This is a genomic window from Mycobacterium sp. 236(2023) (assembly GCF_029623955.1).
Taxonomy (GTDB): domain Bacteria; phylum Actinomycetota; class Actinomycetes; order Mycobacteriales; family Mycobacteriaceae; genus Mycobacterium.
On sequence record NZ_JARSBP010000001.1, the window covers coordinates 168,662 to 186,805 of the forward strand.

Genomic DNA, 18,144 nt, shown 5'->3' on the forward strand with positions numbered 1-18,144 from the left:
GCGCGCGGCGTCGTCGCCGGTTGCGATCAGGGCGAACCGAAGATGCGGTGTCCGGTCAGGGGACCGGTGCGGGCACCGGTACCGGCGGCCAGATCGGCGGCGGGGCGGACGCCGGAACCGGAGGCGAGCCGGCCGCGGGTGGCGGCGGGGCGGCGGCAGGATCCCCATACGGCGTCGGCGGGACCCAGGTGTTCGGGTCCATCTGGCCGGGGCCGACGCTCTGCATGAACTCGGGGGAGTTACGCATGTTCCACAGGTCGCGCAGGAAGTCGAACTGGCCGGTGTTGTTGAAGTCGGCGTTCGGCACCGGCGGGATGAAGGGCGCTCCGGCCGGCGGTGGCGCGGGAGGAGCAGCAGGTACCACCGGGGCTGCGCCGGGAGCACCCGTGGCGGCACCTTCGGCGATCGGGATGTACTGGAAGACCGGGGTCGGCGGTTCTGCCGGTGCGGCCACCGGTGGCGGTGGCGGCGGGTCGAAGGGAACCGCCGGTTGCGCGACAGCCTGCGTTGCGGCGGCCAGCGCGACGCCACCCAGGAGCGCGTTGAGCGCTGCGATCTTGACTATGTGCACGACTGTCACATCGACGAGGCTAATGCCTCGCGTTACATGGCGACACCTTTAGCCGCCGTCACCTCACGACCAGGGAGACGGCCAACCCGAGCATGGTCGCCGCGATCACCGCGTCGAGAATTCGCCAGGTTCGCGGGGAGGCGAACAAGTGGCCGAGTCGCTTCGCGCCGAATCCCAGCCCGGTGAACCACACGGCGCTGGCGGTTACTGCCCCGATACCGAAGAGCCATTTGCTGTCCTGATGCTCGTTGGCCAACGCGCCGAGCAGGATCACGGTGTCGAGATAGACGTGCGGGTTGAGGAAGGTCAGCGCGAGACACGTGGCGAGCACCGCGCCGAGTCGTGCGGGCGCGGCGTCGGCGGGGGTCAGGGCTCCCGGCCTGATGGCGCGGCGGGCGGCCAGCAACCCGTAGCAGACCAGGAATACGGCGCCGCCGAACTTCGTCACGGCGACGATGTCGGGGTGCGCGGCGATCAGCGCACCGAAGCCGGCGATGCCGGCGGCGATCAGCACGAGATCCGACACCGTGCACACCGCGACGACGGGCAGTACGTGCTCACCGCGGATGCCCTGGCGCAGCACGAACGCGTTCTGCGCGCCGATCGCGGCGATGAGCGCCATCGTGGTGGCGAAGCCGCTGAGCACGACGAGGTAGGCGGTGTTCACGCCGTTGACGTTAGGCATGGCCTACGAATCAGTACAGCTAAATATTCTTCAGAAGGATTAGGGAAGCTAAAGAATCGCGGGCGCATGGACCCCCCGAAAAGCGGAACCCGCAAATATGAACGGCACACGAATTGTCGATCATGATCAAAAAGCTTGTGCTTGAGGATATTTCACGCGGCGTTCACAACTTAGGGATTAAAACTATCTGGTGCGGGGAACTCGAGGGGCACGGCAAGACGGGCTCGCACATGCTGACGGGAAGCCTCGTTTTGTCTCGACCACTTCAATCGAGAAAGGCTTGTCATGAACCGTTTGATCATCGCGGCTGGCGCATGCTCGGCCGCAATCGCCGCGACACTCTCCTTCTCCGGCACCGCTTTTGCCGATCCCGAAGAACCCGCCCCCGCGGTGGACGGCACAGCGTCGGGCGGCGACAGTGCGGCTACCGAGATCGCGCGCCTGCAGTCAGAAGGCAAGTCTGTCCAGGTCGTCGGCAACGCGAACGCATCGCCGCTGGAGAACTGCGATGTTACAAACACCACCCAGGGCGAACTGGCCAACACCGTGATGGTCGAGGTGTCCTGCCCGCTCACAAACTTCTAGTACGGCTGATCGCGGCGCCCGGGGTGAACGTGCCTCGGGCGCCGCGCTTTTCGCTGTCTAGTCGCCGTCGGGTTCGGTCAGTTCGGGAGCGATTTCCCGAGTGGCCATTCCACCGTCGCGGCCGTGATCCTCAGGGCCTGGTGGAGTCTCATCATGAGAATCGGCGTGGCCGTCGTCCTTGCGTGAATGTTTACCCATGGGTGCAGGTCTACCCGATTGCGCGAGCGCGATACGCTGCTGGTCGTGATCGAGATCCCCCTGAGCGAGATGCGTAATTGGTTCGGTTTCGGGGTTGCGGGTAACTTCGCGGGCCACCTCGAACAGGCGGGCGAGGCGGTCGATTTCGTCAACGTCGCCAGCGAGGGCAGCGCGCCAAAAGGCATCTTTCCCTGGTACGCGCCCGGGTCGGACACATTCCTCGGCGAGTTTCCGCTGTCCAACGACGAGGTCGTGCTCCCGGGTGAGAGTGACGGTCCCCTGAACCTCCAGATCGAACCCGAGGTGGGTCTGGCGTGCCGCGTGGTCTGGGAAGGCGACACCGTCGTCACCCTGCAGCCGTTCGCGCTGGGCGCCTTCAACGACTGCTCGATCAGGCGGCCCGGCGCCCCGAAGATCAGTTTCAAGAAGAACTGGGGGCCGGCGTCCAAAGGTGTGTCGGCCCAGTTCTTCGACATCAGCGACCTGACGCCGGACGGCCCGACCGCCACACTGCGATTGGTCTGCTTCCTCAACAGTGGAGGCGAAGAGCACGAGTACGGCGTCGACAGCCCATTGATCGGTTACTCGTACTACGGCGAAGTGCTGCTGGACTGGATCGTCGAGCGGCTCGCCAATCAGAAGGGCTCGTCGGATACGCCCCTCGAGGATGTGGGCGCCCTGATGGTGGCCAGCGGCCATCCGGAAAACGTGCTGATCGGAATCGGCGCCACCCGCTACACCCCGCTCGGCGAATCGACGTTCCTCAAGCCGGGTGACGAGGCGATCGTGCGGGTGTACGACACCGCCTCCGACGCATCTACCGAGTTGCGCCAGAGCGTTCGTTAGGCATCTCTAAACCATCAAACCGTCGACGTTACGGTAGACACGTCGGTTACGATGTCGCCGACATGACGAGCGACGATGTGACAGTGACGGGCCAGCGTGCCCTGGTGATGGGCGCGAGCGGCAACGTGGGAGCGTGTGTCGCCCGACAACTCTCCGCTGGCGGCGCTGATACCCGGGTGATTCTGCGAAAGACGAGCTCCACCAAGGGAATCGACGAGTTCGACATCGAGCGTCGCTACGGCGACCCGTTCGACCCGGCATGTGCCGCCGAAGCGATGGCTGACCGAGACGTCGTCTACTACTGCATCGTCGACACCCGGGCCGAACTCAAGGACCCCGCCCCGCTGTTTGCGACCAACGTCGAGGGGCTACGCAAAGTGCTCGACGTCGCCGCCGCGGCGAACCTGAAGAAGTTCGTCTTTCTGAGCACCATCGGCACGATCGCAGTCGGGCCCAACGGTTTATCCGTCGACGAGGAGACACCGTTCAACTGGGCTGACCGAGCCGGAAGCTACATCGAGTCGAGGCGGGCCGCCGAGAGCCTGGTGTTGAGCTACGCGGCCGAGCGAGGTGTGCCCGCCGTCGTCGTCAACGTCTCCAACCCGTATGGGCCACCGGACTGGCAACCACGGCAGGGGATGTTCGTGCAGATGGCCGCGCTTGGGAAGATGCCGTTCTACGTCCGCGATGTCGGGTCGGAGGTGGTCGGGATCGACGACGCGGCCGAGGCGATGCTGCGGGCCGCGCTATACGGGCGTGTCGGCGAACGCTACATCGCCTCCGAACGCTTCATGAGCCACCGCGAACTCGTCACCACCGCGGCCGATGCCGTGGGCGCCCGCAGGCCCCGAATCGGTATCCCGATGCCGGTCATCCATGGATTCGCTGCCATCGCCGATGCGATCGGATCGGTTCTGCCCGTGAGCATTCCGATCAGCAGGCAGAGTGCCCGCCTGCTGGAGTTCACGTCGCCCGCCAGCCACGCCAAGGCCACCCGGGAACTGGGATGGAAACCAAAGCCGACCGAACATTTCATCCGGCTCGCCGCGGAGAACTACGTGCGGCGGGCAACGGCGAGTCGCTGACTTGCTACCGCCCGAACACCCCTCGGGGTGGTGGTGGGTCGACGAGTATCGCTGGCAGCACGAACGTTTCGACGTAACGGCGTGCTGTCTGTGGGTCGTCGATGCCGGGTATCACACCGAGCAGCATGGTCAGCGCCGTGGTGATGATGAACTTCCCGACGTCGCCAGGGCGGAGTCCCGGCCGTATCTGTGTATCGGCGTCGTCGGCGATCATCGCCTCGACCATCAGCTCGACGAGGCGGGGGAGTTCCGCGTCGTTGGCAACGAGGTGCGCGACGGTTCCTTCGTCGGTCTGTTGAGACAGAGTCTGCAACAAGGGGTCGTGGATCAGCTCGCTGGCGACGATCGCCAGGCTCTCCACGAGAATCTCTGCCAGGCCCGCATTTTCGGGCAGGCGGGCGACGATCTCCATCTGATGGCCGCGCACCTTGCGGCGGACCAGGGCCTCGAGGAGACGCTGCCGGTTGGAGAAGTGGCGGTACATGACCGCTCGTGAGTAGCCCGCCTCGCGAGCGATGATCTCCATGGTCGACGCCTGGAATCCGCGGGCTAGGATCGACCGCTCCGCGGCGTCCATCAGCACAGTCTTCGCCTGCTCCGATGTGTTGCCGCCGCCGACCGGCCGGCCTCGCGGACGCCGGTCGGGCGCTCGCACGTCGGGTTCTGGCATGGCGCTCACAGTATGCCGTCGGACGCGGCGGCTTGTTCTTCGCTCCGGTTGCGTCTGTAAATACACAAAAGGCAACATATGTCTTATTAATGGGGGTCGCGAGATGGCACGTCGATGGGCAATCCTTCTCAGCACGAGCGCCGCGGCGGCGGCGATGTCGTCGATGTTGCTTGTGGCTGCGCCCGCTGCCATGGCGTCCCCGTCGGACACGGAGACGTCATCGGCCACCAAGGAAGACCGCTCGGCCGACCGCGATGCCGCTACCGAACGCGCCGGTGACGATCCGTCCGCGACTGCTTCCAATGCCGACGAACGCGACAACAGCGTCGATGAGATCGACACGGACGAGAGGGCCGACAGCGTCGACGAGGACGTCGAGACCGTTCCCGTCCGTGCCAAGCATGCCGAGAAAGAGACTCGCAGCGCTGCTGAGGATCTCGACGTGACCGAGGCCGAGCCCGTCACCGCCGAGCCCGTCACTTCGCAGTCACCCGTCACCGACACGCCACCTGAGACCGACTCCGCGTCCTCGGCGTCGGTGACGGTCGAGAACATCGAGCAGCCTCCAGCCCGTTCGCCGTCCCTGGTCAATGTCGTCGGTTCGGTGGTGCTCAATCTGCTCGTTGGGCTGATCCACGTGATCGACGGACCGCCAATGCTTCCAGCGAACAGCACGGTGACAGTTCGCACCTCGTCGTTGGACCTTCCGATCGGTGCGGGCCGCAGCGTGCAGGCCGATTGGTACTTCCCGGAGGACGCCGACGAATCGACTCGGCTGGTGTATCTGCAGCACGGCTTCCTCGCCAGCGGACCGATGTACAGCTACACGGCCGCACGACTCGCAGAGCGCACCAACGCCATCGTGGTGGCTCCGTCCCTTACATCGAACTTTTTCGCCCCCGACGCAGTGTGGGTGGGAGGGTCGACGATGCACCGTGCGGTAGCCGAGCTGTTCGTCGGAGAGCGCCGCGCGCTGGCCGAAAGTGCCAGTGCTGCTGCGGGGTACGCAATTACTCTGCCCGAGAAATTCGTGCTCGTCGGACATTCTGCGGGCGGAACTCTGGTGACCAGCGCCGCCGGTTTCCTGGCCGACAACGGCGCCATCGCCGACCTCGCCGGCGTCGTCATGCTCGACGGCGTGGAACCCGCGGGATCGAGGCTCGTCGGTGAGGCACTGGCCAAACTCCGCGGCGATAACGACCGCCCGATCTACCTGATCTCCTCCGAACGCTACTTCTGGAGCCGGGGTGGCGATATGGCCGACAAGATTCAACTCGCCCGGCCGGGCCGCTTCAACGGCGTGGGGCTCAAGAACGGTCTGCACATCGACTACATGGAGGGCGGCAACCCGGTCGTGCAGTTCGGGGAGTATGTCGTCGCCGGCTTCTCGCTGAACCGCAATATCGGCGCCGCGTCCGACCTCACCGTCGGCTGGGTCAACGATCTGTTCTCGGGGTCGACCGCAGACGGTGTCTACGGAGCCCCTGGAGAGGTCATCCCGGTCGCGACACCGTCCGGTACGGCCACCGCGGTGGTGCTGCCGCTGGGCAATCCGGCCCGTCCGGTGTGGCCTCCCCTGCTCGACGTGGTGCTCACCGCGATCTTCGACTTCGCCGGCAACTACCTCTTCGTCTACGAGCCGCTGCGCGGATTCGAGCTCCAGCCAACGGGGTGAGCGCATTGGGTGCTAGCCGCCATTAATCGATTCCTCGGTGTCGAGTGGAATTTTCTCCGGTGCTCCGGACATTCCACTTGATAACGCCGCCGGAGCGGCCCGACTGAGGAGTCCAATCATGTCTGAAAGCCGTTCTGTTCGACGTGCCCTGATCATGGCCGGTATCGGTGGAGTCGCCGCTGCAGGCCTGCTCGGACCCGGCGCCGCCAGCGCCCAGGCCGCCGAGTCCTGTCCTGACGTGGAAGTCGTGTTCGCCCGCGGCACAGCAGAACCCGCCGGTCTCGGCCGGGTCGGACAGGCGTTTGTCGACGACCTGCAGGGTGCTCTCGGCGGACGGACGGTCAGCGCCTACGCAGTGAATTACCCTGCCTCGTACGACTTCCTGCAGTCAGCTCCGGTCGGTGCCGACGACGCCAGCGCACACATCCAGGCCACCGCGGCCGCCTGCCCCACCACCAGCATCGTGGTCGGTGGATACTCGCAGGGCGCCGCCGCAGTTGACCTGATCACAGCAGACCCCGGCGCGACGTTCGGCTTCGGCCGGCCGATGCCCGCAGGCGTCGCCGACCACGTCGCCGCGGTCGCGGTGTTCGGCAATCCGTCGACCAAGATCGGCCGCCCGTTGACGGCCATCAGCCCGCTCTACGGCGCGAAGACGATCGACCTCTGCAACGGCGCCGACCCGGTGTGCTCCAACGGCGACGATCGCCCGGCGCACAGCCAGTACGTCCAGGCCGGGTTCGCGCAGCAGGCCGCCGACTTCGTCGCGGGCAGGATCGCGGGCAACGCCCCGTCCGATGTGATCAGCAACGCGTCGGCCACCGTCGGCTGATCCGAATCCGCGCCGCCGAGCGCTGCCCGCGTGCGACAGTGCCTCCGTGGCGCAACGCGTGGCGGTGATCGGAGCCGGGCCCGGAGGTCTGGTGTCGGCGCGCTGGCTTGTGAGCCAGGGCTTCGAGCCGACCCTCTTCGAGCAGGCGCCGACTCTAGGTGGACAGTGGACGGGCCTGACCGGTACCAGCGGTGTGTGGCCGGGAATGCGCACCAACACCAGCCGGATCCTGACGGCATTCAGCGATCTGGCTCCTGACGGTGACCGGACGTTCCTCGACAGCGCCGATGTCCTGGCCTACCTCCACCGTTACGCGGACATGTTCGGCCTGACGAGCCGGATCCGGCTGTCCACCGCGGTGACCGGGATAGGCCGGGCCGGTCCGGGCTGGGTGGTCGAGCACAGTGGGACGGCCGAGTCGTTCGACAAGGTCGTTGTCGCGAGCGGCCGTTTCGGGTCGCCGGTAATCCCGCCGGTGCCCGGCCTCGATTCGTTCACAGGCTCGCTGGGGGCTGCGTCCACGTTTGAATTTCGCGGTGCCGAAACATGCCGGGGCAAAAGGATTCTCGTCGCGGGTTGCGCGGTCAGCGCTTTGGAGATCGCCTCCGAACTCGCCGATTCGGGTGCCGCGCGTGTCGTCGTGACGCAGCGGCGCCAGCGCTACGTACTCCCTAAGTTCGCCGCCGGGGTGCCGTCGGATCACCGCATCTTCACGAGGTACGGGGTGCTGGCCACCGAGGCACTCGCCCCGGCTGAGGTCGATCGGCAGCTTCGCGAAATCGTCGTCGAAGCCGGCGGCAGTCCCGAACAGTACGGGGCGCCGTCACCGGGGCCGTCGCTGTTCGCGGCGGGGGTGACGTTGAGCCAGAAGTATCTGCCGCTGGTTGCCGAAGGCCGGATCGCTGTCCGGCCGTGGATCGAATCGGTGACCGGCGGCGAGGTTTTCTTCGGTGACGGCCGGAGCGAGCAGTTCGACGGGATTCTCTTCGGAACCGGCTTCTCCCTTCGTATTCCATTCCTGGCCGAGTCGATCGCCGACACCGTCGACATCGACGATGTCCACCTGGACGCCGACCGCTACACCTTCCACCCGGACCTGCCGGGCCTGGCGTTCGTCGGGATGTGGGACCAGTCCGGCGGCTACTTCGTGCCCCTGGAGTTGCAGGCCCGCTGGATCGCCTACACGTGGGGCGGCATCGTCGCGCCACCCGATGTCGCCGAGCAGCGCGGCGCGATAGAGAACTATCGGGCGCGGCGCGGCCTCCCGCAGAAAACCCGAATGAATCTGGCAGCGTTGACCTTTGCGCGAGCTGCGGGCTGTGAGCCGAAGCTCGCGAACTGGCCGGAATTGCGTCGCGCGCTGCTGTTCGGGCCGCTGGCCCCCAGTTGCTTTCGGTTGGAAGGCCACGATGCGCTGCCGGACGCCGCCCAGGCGTTCGCCGACGAAGCGGCCGCGTTCGGCGCGATCACGTCCACGGAGTTCACCCCGCGGGAGCGCGACCACTGGGGCCAAGTGCGAAACGCTACATCGTCGACGGCTTGGTGATCGCTTCCTCGTCCGATGCCGGCCACTGGCCCGACCATCCGCGGCTACGCATCGAACTCCAGCTCCAGCACCGTCGGACCCGTCATGCCGAGCATCGGCTTCCATGGTGCGGCGCCTGTGCGGCGCGGATTCGACAGGCGACCGAGAAATCGGGGGTTGGTCGTACACACCAAGGGCTTGTGTATGTTCCTACGCGCTGCGGCGGGCCCGCTTACGTTCGTAGAGTTCGCCGTCGGCGGCCACGAACAAGGTATCGAAGGTGGTCCGTGCCGCCTGTCCGGCCGCGACTCCGGTCGTGACGTCGACCGCCAGGTTCCGGGTCATCTCGTCGGCCAGTGCCCGTGCCCGACGCTCGTCGTAACCGCCGACGATGACCACGAATTCGTCGCCTCCGATCCTGCCGATCGCGCTGGAGGGAGGCAGTTGGGACGACCAACGCCGCGTCAGGTCGCTGAGCACGAGATCGCCGACGGCGTGCCCGCCCTGGTCGTTGACGCCCTTGAAGTCGTCGACGTCGAAGACTACGACCGCGACCTCTTCACGCCGGCGGCGGGCCTTGACCAGGATGCGAGCAGCCTGCCGGCTCAGGCCTGCGCGATTCCACGCCAACGTGAGCGGATCGCGGAACGCGGCGTCCAGCAGCGCGGAATTGCCCAGCCCGAACACCTCCGCCGCACCGACGATGCTCATCATGTAGAACACCAGCCACAGTGCCGGCACGGGCGCCGGCGCGACGACCAACGCGGCTGCGGCCGTGGCGGCCAGCGCCGCCACGATGATCCGGGTGGTCCGCGGCGGGTGCCAGGTGCGGATGAAGATCGCGATGAACATCAGCGGCACGACCGACCAGATCTGCGCGATCAGCTGTTCGTGGAACAGGACCGCGACGACGGGTGCGGTGCAGGCGCATACCAGCCCCGCCGGATAGCGCCAGCCGGACATGTCCTTCGGAATGCAGAGGAGTAGACCCGTGACGGTCAACGCCACAGCGAGCAGCTCGCCGCGAGAGTCCGAGCGAGGCACGTCGATCGCCAACCCGTGAATCGACGACAGTCCGTAGATGATCAGGAGGAGACCGAGGTAGGTGATCAGCATGCGCCGACGGAGCCGTTCGTCGAGGGGCCTCGCCGGGGGAGTGGCGTCGATGTGAGCGTGCGTGACCACGGATGCAGCGTAGGAGAAACCCGAGCGAGGTGCGTGCCCGCTACTTCCTGAGCGCTCTTGATGATTTTCGGTCTGGATTAACATCGCTGATGTGCCTGATCAGCTTGACGGTGGACAACTGGCGGCACTGTCATCGGTCGTCGAGTTCGGTAGCTTCGACGCGGCCGCCGAGCACTTGCACGTGACCCCTTCGGCGATCAGCCAGCGCATCAAGGCGCTCGAGCAACGCGCCGGCCAGGTGCTCGTGCTGCGAGAGAAACCCTGCGTGGCGACCGCGGCGGGCGTACCGCTGCTGCGCCTGGCGGCCCAGATGGCTCTGCTGGAGTCGGAAGCGCTGGCGGAGATGCGTGGCGGTAGCGCGGAGTCGCCGCGCGTCGCCCTCGCCGTCAACGCCGACTCGATGGCGACGTGGTTCACCGACGTGTTCGCACGCCTGCCCGACGTGTTGTTCGACGTCCGGATCGAAGACCAGGACCATTCTGCGCGCCTGCTGCGCGAAGGCGTTGTGATGGGCGCGGTGACGACGGAGCGGACACCGGTGGGCGGATGCCGCGTCAAGCCGCTCGGGGTGATGCGCTACCTGCCGGTGGCCACCGCGGAGTTCGTCGAGCGGTTCCTGCCCGACGGCTTCACCCTCGATGCGGTGGCGCGGGCGCCGTCGCTGGCGTGGAACCGCGACGACGCGCTTCAGGATCAATTGGTGCGCAAAGTCTTCCGCAAGAATGTCCGGCGGCCGACCCACTACATCCCGACCGCCGCCGGGTTCGGTGCCGCCGTGCATGCAGGCCTGGGGTGGGGCATGTATCCGGTGCAGCTGATCGACGCCCCGTTCGTCCCGATCGCCGATCAGCATCTGGACGTGCCGCTGTACTGGCAGTGCTGGAAGCTCGACAGCGCCACCGTCGGGGAGGTCAGCGCTGCGGTCGAGGCGGCGGCCGCGGGCCTGTTCCGCGGTCCGTGACCACGCCAGGGACAATCGCTGACATGAGCGCCCCGGTCAGCATCCGCATCCTCGGCGTCGGCATGGGGCCGCAGCACGTCACCGCCGAGGTCGCCGACGCCCTGCGCACCGTCGACTACGTGCTCGCCGCCGAGAAGAGCGAAGACGACCGGCTGCTCGCGCTGCGCAGGCAGATCCTGACCGAGCATGCAGGCCCGAACGGGCCCGCCGACCTCGTCGTGTTACCCGACCCTCGACGCGACCGTTCGGAGGGACTCACGACCAGCCGCTACGAATCGGCGGTGGCCGACTGGCACGACGCGCGTGCGACGCAGTATGCCGCGGTCCTCCGGGAACGCCGAGGCACGGCAGCGTTTCTGGTGTGGGGCGATCCGTCCCTGTACGACTCCACGATCCGCGTCGTCGAGAAGGTGCGGGCCCTGCTGGGGCCCGAATCGGTGGACGTCGACTTCGATGTGCTCGCCGGCATCAGCGCGCCGCAGCTGCTGGCCGCACGCCACCGGATCGTCCTGCACGAGGTGGGCAAACCGGTGCACATCACCACGGGCCGCAGGCTGCAGGAAGCCGTCGCTGCCGGGTTGGACAACGTCGTTGCGATGCTGAACCCGCCGCCCGATCGCCTCGACTTCAGCGGACTCGACGATTGGACCATCTGGTGGGGCGTCAATCTCGGCGCCGGCGGCGAGCGGTTGGTCACCGGCAGGCTGGGTACGGTGCTGCCCGCGATCGCGACGGCGCGGGCTGAGGCCGAGGCTGACGACGGGTGGGTCATGGATGCTTTCCTGCTGAGGAAGCCGTCGTGACGGGTCTGCTGATCGCCGGCACGACGAGCGACGCGGGCAAGTCGCTGGTCACCACCGGACTGTGCCGTGCGCTGTCGCGGCGGGGTCTGAAGGTGGCGCCGTACAAGGCGCAGAACATGTCCAACAACTCCATGGTGTGCCTGGGGCCGGATGGTGTTGGCGTGGAAATCGGCCGAGCGCAATGGATTCAGGCGCTGGCCGCACGGGCCACCCCGGAGGCGGCGATGAACCCGGTGCTCCTCAAACCGGGCAGCGACCGGCGCAGCCACGTCGTTCTGATGGGCCGGCCGTGGGGTTACGTGTCGTCGTCGGACTGGCTGGAAGGTCGACGCGCGCTGGCCGCGGCTGCCCACGCCGCCTACGACGAACTGGCCGGCCGGTACGACGTCGTCGTCGCCGAAGGCGCCGGAAGCCCCACCGAGATCAACCTCAGGGCAGGCGATTACGTCAACCTCGGGTTGGCGCGTCACGCCGGTCTGCCGACGGTCGTGGTCGGCGACATCGACCGCGGCGGCGTCTTCGCCGCGTTCTTCGGCACGGTCGCGCTGCTCTCGCCGGAGGATCAGGCTCTGATCGCCGGCTTTGTGGTCAACAAGTTTCGCGGCGATCTGGACCTGCTGGCGCCCGGCTTGCGCGATCTCGAAAGACTAACCGGCAGAGGAGTTTTCGGTACATTACCGTGGAGCCCCGACGTCTGGCTGGACTCCGAGGATGCTCTTGAACTGCAGGGACGGCGGTCGGTGCGGTCCGGCGCCCGCCGGGTCGCAGTGGTGCGTCTGCCGCGCATCAGCAATTTCACCGACGTCGATGCCCTCGGCCTGGAGCCCGAACTCGACGTCGTCTTCACGTCCCATCCCGGAGCTCTGGCTGACGCCGACCTCGTCGTGCTGCCTGGAACCCGGGCCACCATCGCCGATCTCGCATGGCTGAGATCGCGCGGCCTCGACCGCGCGGTGCTCGATCACGCCGAGGCGGGAAAACCTGTTCTCGGTATCTGTGGCGGGTTCCAGATGCTGGGCCGCGCGATCCGCGACCCGGACGGCATCGAGGGCCGAGCCGTCGCCGTCGAAGGTCTCGGGCTCCTGGATGTCGAGACAAATTTCGTTGCGGACAAGACACTTCGGCTTCCCGAGGGCCGCTGGCGTGATGTACCGGCGACAGGCTACGAGATCCATCACGGCCGCATCACCCGGGGGCCTGCGGTCGACGAGTTCCTCGGAGGCGCCAGAGCGGGCAACGTGTTCGGCACCATGTGGCACGGCGCGCTGGAGGGCGACGCGTTGCGCCGGACCTTCCTGCGAGAGTCACTGGGACTGGCCCCGTCGGAGGTGTCGTTCGCGCACGCGCGGGAGGCCCGGCTGGACCTTCTCGGCGATCTCGTCGAACAGCACCTCGACGTCGATGCTCTGCTGAAGCTCGCCAGAAACGGTTCTCCGCAAGGACTTCCGTTCCTTCCTCCGGGCGCGCCGTGATGCGCGTGCTGCTGCTGGGAGGTACCGCGGAGGCGCGCGCCCTCGCTGAACTGCTCACCGCCGACGGCATCGAGGTCACCTCGTCGCTCGCGGGCCGCGTCGCCGATCCGCGCCTGCCCGTCGGGGAGGTGCGTGTCGGCGGGTTCGGCGGCGTCGACGGACTGCGCGCCGTGTTGGCGGAGTACGCGGCGGTTGTCGACGCGACACATCCCTTCGCCAAGAACATCTCCGCGAACGCGGCCGCCGCGTGCGGTGCCGACGATGTGCCGCTGCTGCGGCTTGAGCGGCCCGGGTGGACCGAGCGCTCCAGCGAGTCCTGGCACTGGGTGGACAACCACGAGGACGCCGCCGCGACCGCGAGTCGTCTGGGCGGGCGGCCTTTTCTGACGGTCGGGCGCCAGGAGATCGATCGCTTCGTCCCCGACCTGCGCGACCACGCGGTGCTGGCCCGGGTGGTGCAGGCCCCCGAGAGCCCATTGCCCCCGGCGTGGCAGCTGGTGACCAGCCGCGGGCCCTACGCCCTCGCCGACGAACTGGAGTTGATGCGTGAGCACCGCTGCGACGTGCTGATCACGAAAGATTCTGGTGGCGAACACACCTGGCCGAAGATGGAGGCCGCCGACCTGCTCGGCATTCCCGTCGTCGTCGTGCGGCGTCCTGCCCGCGCGTCCGGGGTGCCGACCGTGCGCGACGTGGCCGCTGCCGCGGAGTGGACGCGCGGCCTCCCTAGGATGTCCCCGTGAAGGTTCTCGTCACCGGCGGCGTCCGTTCGGGGAAGTCCCGGCACGCCGAGGAATTGCTCTCTGCCGCAGGCGAGGTCACCTACATCGCGCCGGGTCGCCCCGCCGACGGCAGCGATCCCGACTGGGACGCCCGGGTGGCCGGGCACCGCAGTCGCCGTCCCGCGCACTGGCGCACCGTCGAGACCACCGATGTCGCCGCTGCCGTTCGCGACGCCGGCGGGGCACTGCTCGTCGACTGCCTCGGAACCTGGCTCACCGCACTGCTCGACGACGCCGGGCTCTGGGACGGCAGTTCCCGCGACGCCGCCGCAGTGGTCGAGCGGCACGTGACCGCCTTGTGCGACTCGCTGACGGAAGTGCCCGACGCCGTGGTCGTGACCAACGAGGTCGGACTCGGGGTGGTGCCGTCGCACCGGTCGGGTGTGATGTTCCGCGACCTGCTCGGCACCGTCAATCAACGGGTGGCCGCGGTGTGCGACGACGTGCACCTGGTGATCGCAGGCCGGGTGCTGACGCTCTGATGGCCCGCGGCCGTGCCTGAAGGCGACACCGTCTATGCCTTGGCGCGTCGACTCGATCGTGCGCTGCACAACCGTGTCCTGACACGTGGTGAGTTGCGGGTGCCTGCGCACGCCGCCGACGATCTGACAGGGCGAACGGTGTGCGCGCATGTCACTCACGGCAAGCATCTGCTCACCCGGCTGTCGGGCGGCGTGACGGTGCACACCCATCTGCGGATGTCCGGGTCATGGACGATCTCGGCGGAAGGCCGCTGGCTGCCCCGCGCGACGATGCCCGACGTTCGCGTGCTTTTCCGCACCGACGGCCCCGCGGCCTACGGAATCCGGCTTCCCGTGGTCGATCTGGTCCGCACAGCCGACGAGGCCGATGTGGTCGGTCACCTCGGCCCGGATCCGCTGCGCGACGACTGGGATCTCGACGAGGCCGTGCGGCGGCTCACGCGCGAACCCGAACGTCCGCTCGTCGCCGCTCTGCTGGACCAGCGCTGCGTGGCGGGCTTCGGCAATCTGTGGGCCAACGAGCTGTGCTTCCTGCGGGGGCACAATCCCTGGACGCCGGTCGGCGCGATCGACGTGCAGGCCCTGCTCGCGCTCGGCGCCCGGGCGTTGCGTCATTCGGCCACCGTGCCAGGCGCCATGCAGGTGACCACCGGCATCCGACGCAAGGGCGAAATGCACTGGGTCGCGGGCCGGGCGGGACGGCCGTGTCTGCGGTGCGGCACGCGGGTACGCGTTGTCGCGGAGGTGCCCAACGACCCAGAACGGCGTCGCACGTGGTGGTGTCCGGTCTGCCAACCGGGTCAGGAGGATTCGGGAGAGGGAACCTGAGCCTCCCAGCGGGCCCGGCGCTGCGCATCCGTCTGCTCCCACCACGGCGGCGTCCCACGCTCACCCAAGGCCACCTTCGCGGCGTTCACGCCCGCGCGTGAGCCGGCCTCTTCGTCGGTGCCGCGGGTGCGACGGACCTCGCGCCGCCACGCCATCAGGATGCGGGTCAGCTCGGCGCGCCGCTCTTCCGGAATCATCGGATCCGTTGCTCGCCAACGCCGCCCGTCGACAACGATATAGTGCCCGTCGTCGGTCTTCGCCGGTTCGCTCACCGGCCGTAATGTTCCCGGTGCACCACCGTGTCGAGCGATGACCTTGCGCGCCAGCCGAATCGCTCCAGATCCGGCACGTCGGGCAGGTCGGTGACGGCGCCGACGCACAGCCACGCGATCGGCCGGACGTGGTCGGGCATGCCGACGAGGGAGCGAAGGAAATGCTCGCGGTAGAACGACACCCACCCGACCCCCAGGCCTTCGACAGTCGCTGCCAGCCACAGGTTCTGGATTGCGCAGACTACCGAGTACAGGCCCGCGTCGGGGATCGCGTGACGGCCGAGCACCTGGGGTCCGCCTCGGGTGGGGTCGTAGCCGACGACGACACCGAGGCCGGATTCGCAGATCCCCTCGATCTTGATGCGGCCGAACGTCTCGGCACGTTCGCCGGACAGCTCCGCGGCGAACGCCTCCCGCTCCCCGGCCACGTGATCGCGAAAGAGGCGCAACGTTTCCGGGGATCTGACGAGCACGAAGTCCCACGGCTGCGACATCCCGACCGACGGCGCGGCGTGCGCAGCCAGCAGCACCCGCTCGAGGACGTCGTCGTCCATCTGCGCGCCGGTGAATTCGCGGCGGGTATCCCGGCGCCGATTGATGACGTCGTAAAGCGCTGTCGCACAGTCGTTCACGAGCAGTCCCTGGAGGGTGCCCGATCGCGCGCCGGGTCGTACAGATGGCTCTCACCCGCGCAGGGATCGGGTGTGCCCGCGAGTGCCCGGCCGACGAGGATCACCGCGGCCTGTCGCAGACCGGCCGCGTCGACGGCATCGGCGATATCGGCAACCGTGCCGCGAAGCACCGTCTCCTCCGGCTGCGAGGCGCGGTACACCACCACCGCGGGGCAATCTGGGCCGTAGTCGTCGCGCACCTCGGCCATCAGCTCCCTGATCCGGGTGATCGCAAGATGGAGCACCAGCGTGGCCCGTGTCGCGGCAAAAGCCTTGAGCGACTCCGTCTCCGGCATCACCGTCGATCGTTGCTGGGTGCGGGTCAGCACCACCGACTGGGCGACCAGGGGAACCGTCAACTCGCGTCCCACCCGGGCCGCGGCCGCCGCGTAGGCCGGCACGCCAGGCGTCACTGTCCAGGGCACGCCCGCCGCGTCCAGACGGCGCGACTGCTCGGACACCGCGGAATACACCGACGGGTCCCCGGACACCAGCCGCACCACCTGCAGACCGGCCCGGTGACCGTCGATCAGCCGGGCGACGATGGCGTCGAGGTCCATCTGGGCGGTGTCGACGAGCTCGGCCCCCGGCGAGCAGTGAGCGAGCACGTCGGGATCCAGATAGGTCCCCGGGTACAGCACCAGACCGGCCTCGCCGAGAAGCCGAGCGGCGCGCACGGTCAGCAGATCCGCAGCGCCGGGTCCCGCCCCGACGAACTGCACGGCCCGGTCATTCATCGACGCCGAGTCTAGGACAGCGCGCGACGCCTCAGGGCGTGGCCAATACCGGAGGATAGGTTGCGGCCGGATCCGGGTTGGCGATCGGCAGGCCCATGAACCGTCGCGCATTGTCGCCCATGAAGTCGTAGGTGCGGCGCACGTCCATGCCCTCGGCGTACTTCCAGAAGCCCTTAGGCTCCGCGAGGCCCTCGGGGTGCGGGTAGTCCGATCCGAACATGACCTTGTCCCAGCCGACGGTGTTGACGACGTCGGAGACGCAGCCCTCCCAGAACGGGCTGACCCAGATGTTGCGGCGGAACACATCCAGCGGATGCTCCGGGAAGTTCTGCGGCATCTTCTTGGCGAGTTCTTCGAAGTCGTTGAACAGCGGGAAGATCCACGAGCTGCCGTTCTCGACGCTGGCGATGCGCAGCTTCGGGAAGCGCGTCAGCGTGCCGTGGCAGATCAGCGCGGTGATCATGTCGGCGATCTCGCGGTGGCCCAGCACCATCCAGCGGAACGCGCTCTGTGCCATGAAGTTCTGCGTGTAGGGGGGTTCCCACTTGCCGACGTACTCGTCCAGCGGCGGGTAGCTCGCGTGCAGCACGATCGGCAGCCCGGCGGCTTCGACGTCGCGCCAGAACGGATCGAACTCGGGCAGGGCTGGGGAGCGCCAGCCGCGCAGACCGTTGACCGGGCCGGGTTTGATCAACGCCACCTTGGCGCCGTTGGCGAGCAGGTATTCAAGCTCGCGCTGGGCGCCGTCGACCTCGGAGAGGTTGATGATCGGCGTGGAGAACACGCGGCCCTCGTAGTCGAATGTCCAGTGTTCGAGCATCCATTCGTTGAGCGCATGGATGACGGCCAATGTGAGCTCGGGATCGTCGGCGGTGGCGTGCTCGATCAGGCTGGCCAGCGTGGGGTAGTTGAGTGCCTCGCGCACGCCCTGGCGGTCGAGTTCGGCGACCCGATCGGCGGGGTTGCGGGTGGCCGCGGGTGCTTCGATCGCTGGGCCCTGCATCTCGCGCAGGGTCAGGCCCTCGGTGTTCTCACCTGCGAAGAACTTCTCGTGTGCGCCGGGCGCCGCGACCCGCTCGAAGGTGGGGTTGGGGATGAAATCGGACACGTGGTTGTTGATGACGATCCGCGTATGACGGCCGAACTGCGCGAACTGCACCGCCCGGGAGAACTGCTGCGGGAGGTATTTGGTCAGCGACTCCGGGGTCTCATACATGTGCTGATCGGAGTCGAAGATCGGCGCATCCCGGAACTGCTCGGTGGGGCGGGTCATGGGGCT

The 18,144-nt window shown here is 67.7% G+C and carries 22 protein-coding genes; 12 read left to right on the plus strand and 10 right to left on the minus strand.

Translation table 11 applies throughout. From position 1 onward, the window contains the following. Positions 1-55: 55 nt before the first annotated feature. Together P9A17_RS00790 and lysE are read right to left on the minus strand one after the other, a co-directional pair. Complete coding sequence (locus P9A17_RS00790; RefSeq protein WP_347403819.1) at positions 56-580, minus strand: hypothetical protein; 525 nt, start codon at positions 578-580, stop codon at positions 56-58. A gap of 49 nt (positions 581-629) precedes the next feature. Then, a complete protein-coding gene (gene lysE / locus P9A17_RS00795) occupies positions 630-1,238 on the minus strand; it encodes an L-lysine exporter (protein ID WP_278036691.1) in 609 nt (202 codons plus the stop codon). A gap of 303 nt (positions 1,239-1,541) precedes the next feature. Here lysE and P9A17_RS00800 point away from each other — a divergent pair, with 303 nt between their 5' ends. Further along, the gene (locus tag P9A17_RS00800) at positions 1,542-1,841 is read left to right on the plus strand and encodes a hypothetical protein (protein WP_278036692.1); all 300 of its coding nucleotides are present in this window, start codon (positions 1,542-1,544) and stop codon (positions 1,839-1,841) included. 57 nt (positions 1,842-1,898) lie between these two features. Here P9A17_RS00800 and P9A17_RS00805 read toward each other — a convergent pair whose 3' ends face one another. Then, positions 1,899-2,039 (minus strand): hypothetical protein, encoded by a 141-nt coding sequence (locus tag P9A17_RS00805; protein ID WP_278036693.1) that lies wholly within the window; start codon positions 2,037-2,039, stop codon positions 1,899-1,901. Positions 2,040-2,084: 45 nt separating this feature from the next. Between P9A17_RS00805 and P9A17_RS00810 the strand changes: the two genes are divergently transcribed. Together P9A17_RS00810 and P9A17_RS00815 are read left to right on the plus strand one after the other, a co-directional pair. Then, entirely contained in the window at positions 2,085-2,885 is an 801-nt protein-coding gene (locus tag P9A17_RS00810) for a DUF5718 family protein (protein WP_278036694.1), read from the plus strand. Positions 2,886-2,947: 62 nt separating this feature from the next. After that, a complete protein-coding gene (locus P9A17_RS00815) occupies positions 2,948-3,970 on the plus strand; it encodes an NAD-dependent epimerase/dehydratase family protein (RefSeq protein WP_278036695.1) in 1,023 nt (340 codons plus the stop codon). Positions 3,971-3,974: 4 nt separating this feature from the next. On the opposite strand, the gene P9A17_RS00820 is transcribed toward P9A17_RS00815, so the two are convergent. Next, entirely contained in the window at positions 3,975-4,649 is a 675-nt protein-coding gene (locus tag P9A17_RS00820) for a TetR/AcrR family transcriptional regulator (protein ID WP_278036696.1), read from the minus strand. Positions 4,650-4,743: 94 nt separating this feature from the next. On the opposite strand from P9A17_RS00820, the gene P9A17_RS00825 reads away from it, so the two are divergent. The 3 genes from P9A17_RS00825 to P9A17_RS00835 all read left to right on the plus strand — a co-directional run bounded on the left by P9A17_RS00825 (position 4,744) and on the right by P9A17_RS00835 (position 8,693). Then, positions 4,744-6,315, plus strand: a complete 1,572-nt coding sequence (locus P9A17_RS00825) for an alpha/beta hydrolase (protein WP_278036697.1) — start codon at positions 4,744-4,746, stop codon at positions 6,313-6,315. Positions 6,316-6,433: 118 nt separating this feature from the next. Beyond that, complete coding sequence (locus tag P9A17_RS00830; RefSeq protein ID WP_278036698.1) at positions 6,434-7,147, plus strand: cutinase family protein; 714 nt, start codon at positions 6,434-6,436, stop codon at positions 7,145-7,147. 46 nt (positions 7,148-7,193) lie between these two features. Next, complete coding sequence (locus P9A17_RS00835) at positions 7,194-8,693, plus strand: FAD-dependent oxidoreductase (protein ID WP_278036699.1); 1,500 nt, start codon at positions 7,194-7,196, stop codon at positions 8,691-8,693. A 44-nt stretch (positions 8,694-8,737) separates the two neighbouring features. Here the strand turns inward: P9A17_RS00835 and P9A17_RS00840 are convergent, their stop codons facing one another. Both P9A17_RS00840 and P9A17_RS00845 read right to left on the minus strand, forming a co-directional pair. Beyond that, complete coding sequence (locus P9A17_RS00840) at positions 8,738-8,863, minus strand: hypothetical protein (RefSeq protein ID WP_278037018.1); 126 nt, start codon at positions 8,861-8,863, stop codon at positions 8,738-8,740. Between the two features lie 19 nt (positions 8,864-8,882). Next, a complete protein-coding gene (locus tag P9A17_RS00845) occupies positions 8,883-9,857 on the minus strand; it encodes a GGDEF domain-containing protein (protein ID WP_278036700.1) in 975 nt (324 codons plus the stop codon). A gap of 91 nt (positions 9,858-9,948) precedes the next feature. Between P9A17_RS00845 and P9A17_RS00850 the strand changes: the two genes are divergently transcribed. From P9A17_RS00850 to P9A17_RS00875, 6 genes are read left to right on the plus strand one after another with little or no spacing between them, the layout of a single operon-like run. Continuing rightward, entirely contained in the window at positions 9,949-10,818 is an 870-nt protein-coding gene (locus P9A17_RS00850) for a LysR family transcriptional regulator ArgP (protein ID WP_278036701.1), read from the plus strand. A 23-nt stretch (positions 10,819-10,841) separates the two neighbouring features. Then, a complete protein-coding gene (gene cobF / locus P9A17_RS00855; RefSeq protein ID WP_278036702.1) occupies positions 10,842-11,621 on the plus strand; it encodes a precorrin-6A synthase (deacetylating) in 780 nt (259 codons plus the stop codon). Further along, positions 11,618-13,093 carry a cobyric acid synthase gene (locus tag P9A17_RS00860; RefSeq protein WP_278036703.1) on the plus strand — a complete coding sequence of 492 codons (1,476 nt, stop codon included), beginning with the start codon at positions 11,618-11,620 and terminating at the stop codon, positions 13,091-13,093. Before cobF ends, P9A17_RS00860 begins: the two co-directional genes overlap by 4 nt. Then, on the plus strand, positions 13,093-13,836 hold the full coding sequence (locus P9A17_RS00865) for a cobalt-precorrin-6A reductase (RefSeq protein WP_278036704.1): 744 nt from the start codon (positions 13,093-13,095) through the stop codon (positions 13,834-13,836). The genes P9A17_RS00860 and P9A17_RS00865 overlap by 1 nt, the downstream gene beginning before the upstream one ends. Next, positions 13,833-14,357 (plus strand): bifunctional adenosylcobinamide kinase/adenosylcobinamide-phosphate guanylyltransferase, encoded by a 525-nt coding sequence (locus tag P9A17_RS00870; RefSeq protein WP_278036705.1) that lies wholly within the window; start codon positions 13,833-13,835, stop codon positions 14,355-14,357. The genes P9A17_RS00865 and P9A17_RS00870 overlap by 4 nt, the downstream gene beginning before the upstream one ends. A gap of 12 nt (positions 14,358-14,369) precedes the next feature. Beyond that, the gene (locus P9A17_RS00875) at positions 14,370-15,185 is read left to right on the plus strand and encodes a DNA-formamidopyrimidine glycosylase family protein (protein WP_278036706.1); all 816 of its coding nucleotides are present in this window, start codon (positions 14,370-14,372) and stop codon (positions 15,183-15,185) included. Here the strand turns inward: P9A17_RS00875 and P9A17_RS00880 are convergent. The 4 genes from P9A17_RS00880 to P9A17_RS00895 are packed head-to-tail and all read right to left on the minus strand — an operon-like array spanning position 15,158 to position 18,138. Then, a complete protein-coding gene (locus P9A17_RS00880) occupies positions 15,158-15,457 on the minus strand; it encodes a hypothetical protein (RefSeq protein ID WP_278036707.1) in 300 nt (99 codons plus the stop codon). The two genes, P9A17_RS00875 and P9A17_RS00880, sit on opposite strands and share 28 nt — an antisense overlap. Further along, complete coding sequence (gene bluB, locus P9A17_RS00885; RefSeq protein WP_278036708.1) at positions 15,454-16,089, minus strand: 5,6-dimethylbenzimidazole synthase; 636 nt, start codon at positions 16,087-16,089, stop codon at positions 15,454-15,456. Before bluB ends, P9A17_RS00880 begins: the two co-directional genes overlap by 4 nt. Further along, positions 16,086-16,865 carry a cobalt-precorrin-4/precorrin-4 C(11)-methyltransferase gene (locus tag P9A17_RS00890; RefSeq protein ID WP_278036709.1) on the minus strand — a complete coding sequence of 260 codons (780 nt, stop codon included), beginning with the start codon at positions 16,863-16,865 and terminating at the stop codon, positions 16,086-16,088. Before P9A17_RS00890 ends, bluB begins: the two co-directional genes overlap by 4 nt. 31 nt (positions 16,866-16,896) lie before the next feature. Then, positions 16,897-18,138: an amidohydrolase family protein gene (locus P9A17_RS00895; protein WP_278036710.1), complete on the minus strand. Its 1,242-nt coding sequence runs from the start codon at positions 18,136-18,138 to the stop codon at positions 16,897-16,899. Positions 18,139-18,144 lie beyond the last annotated feature (6 nt).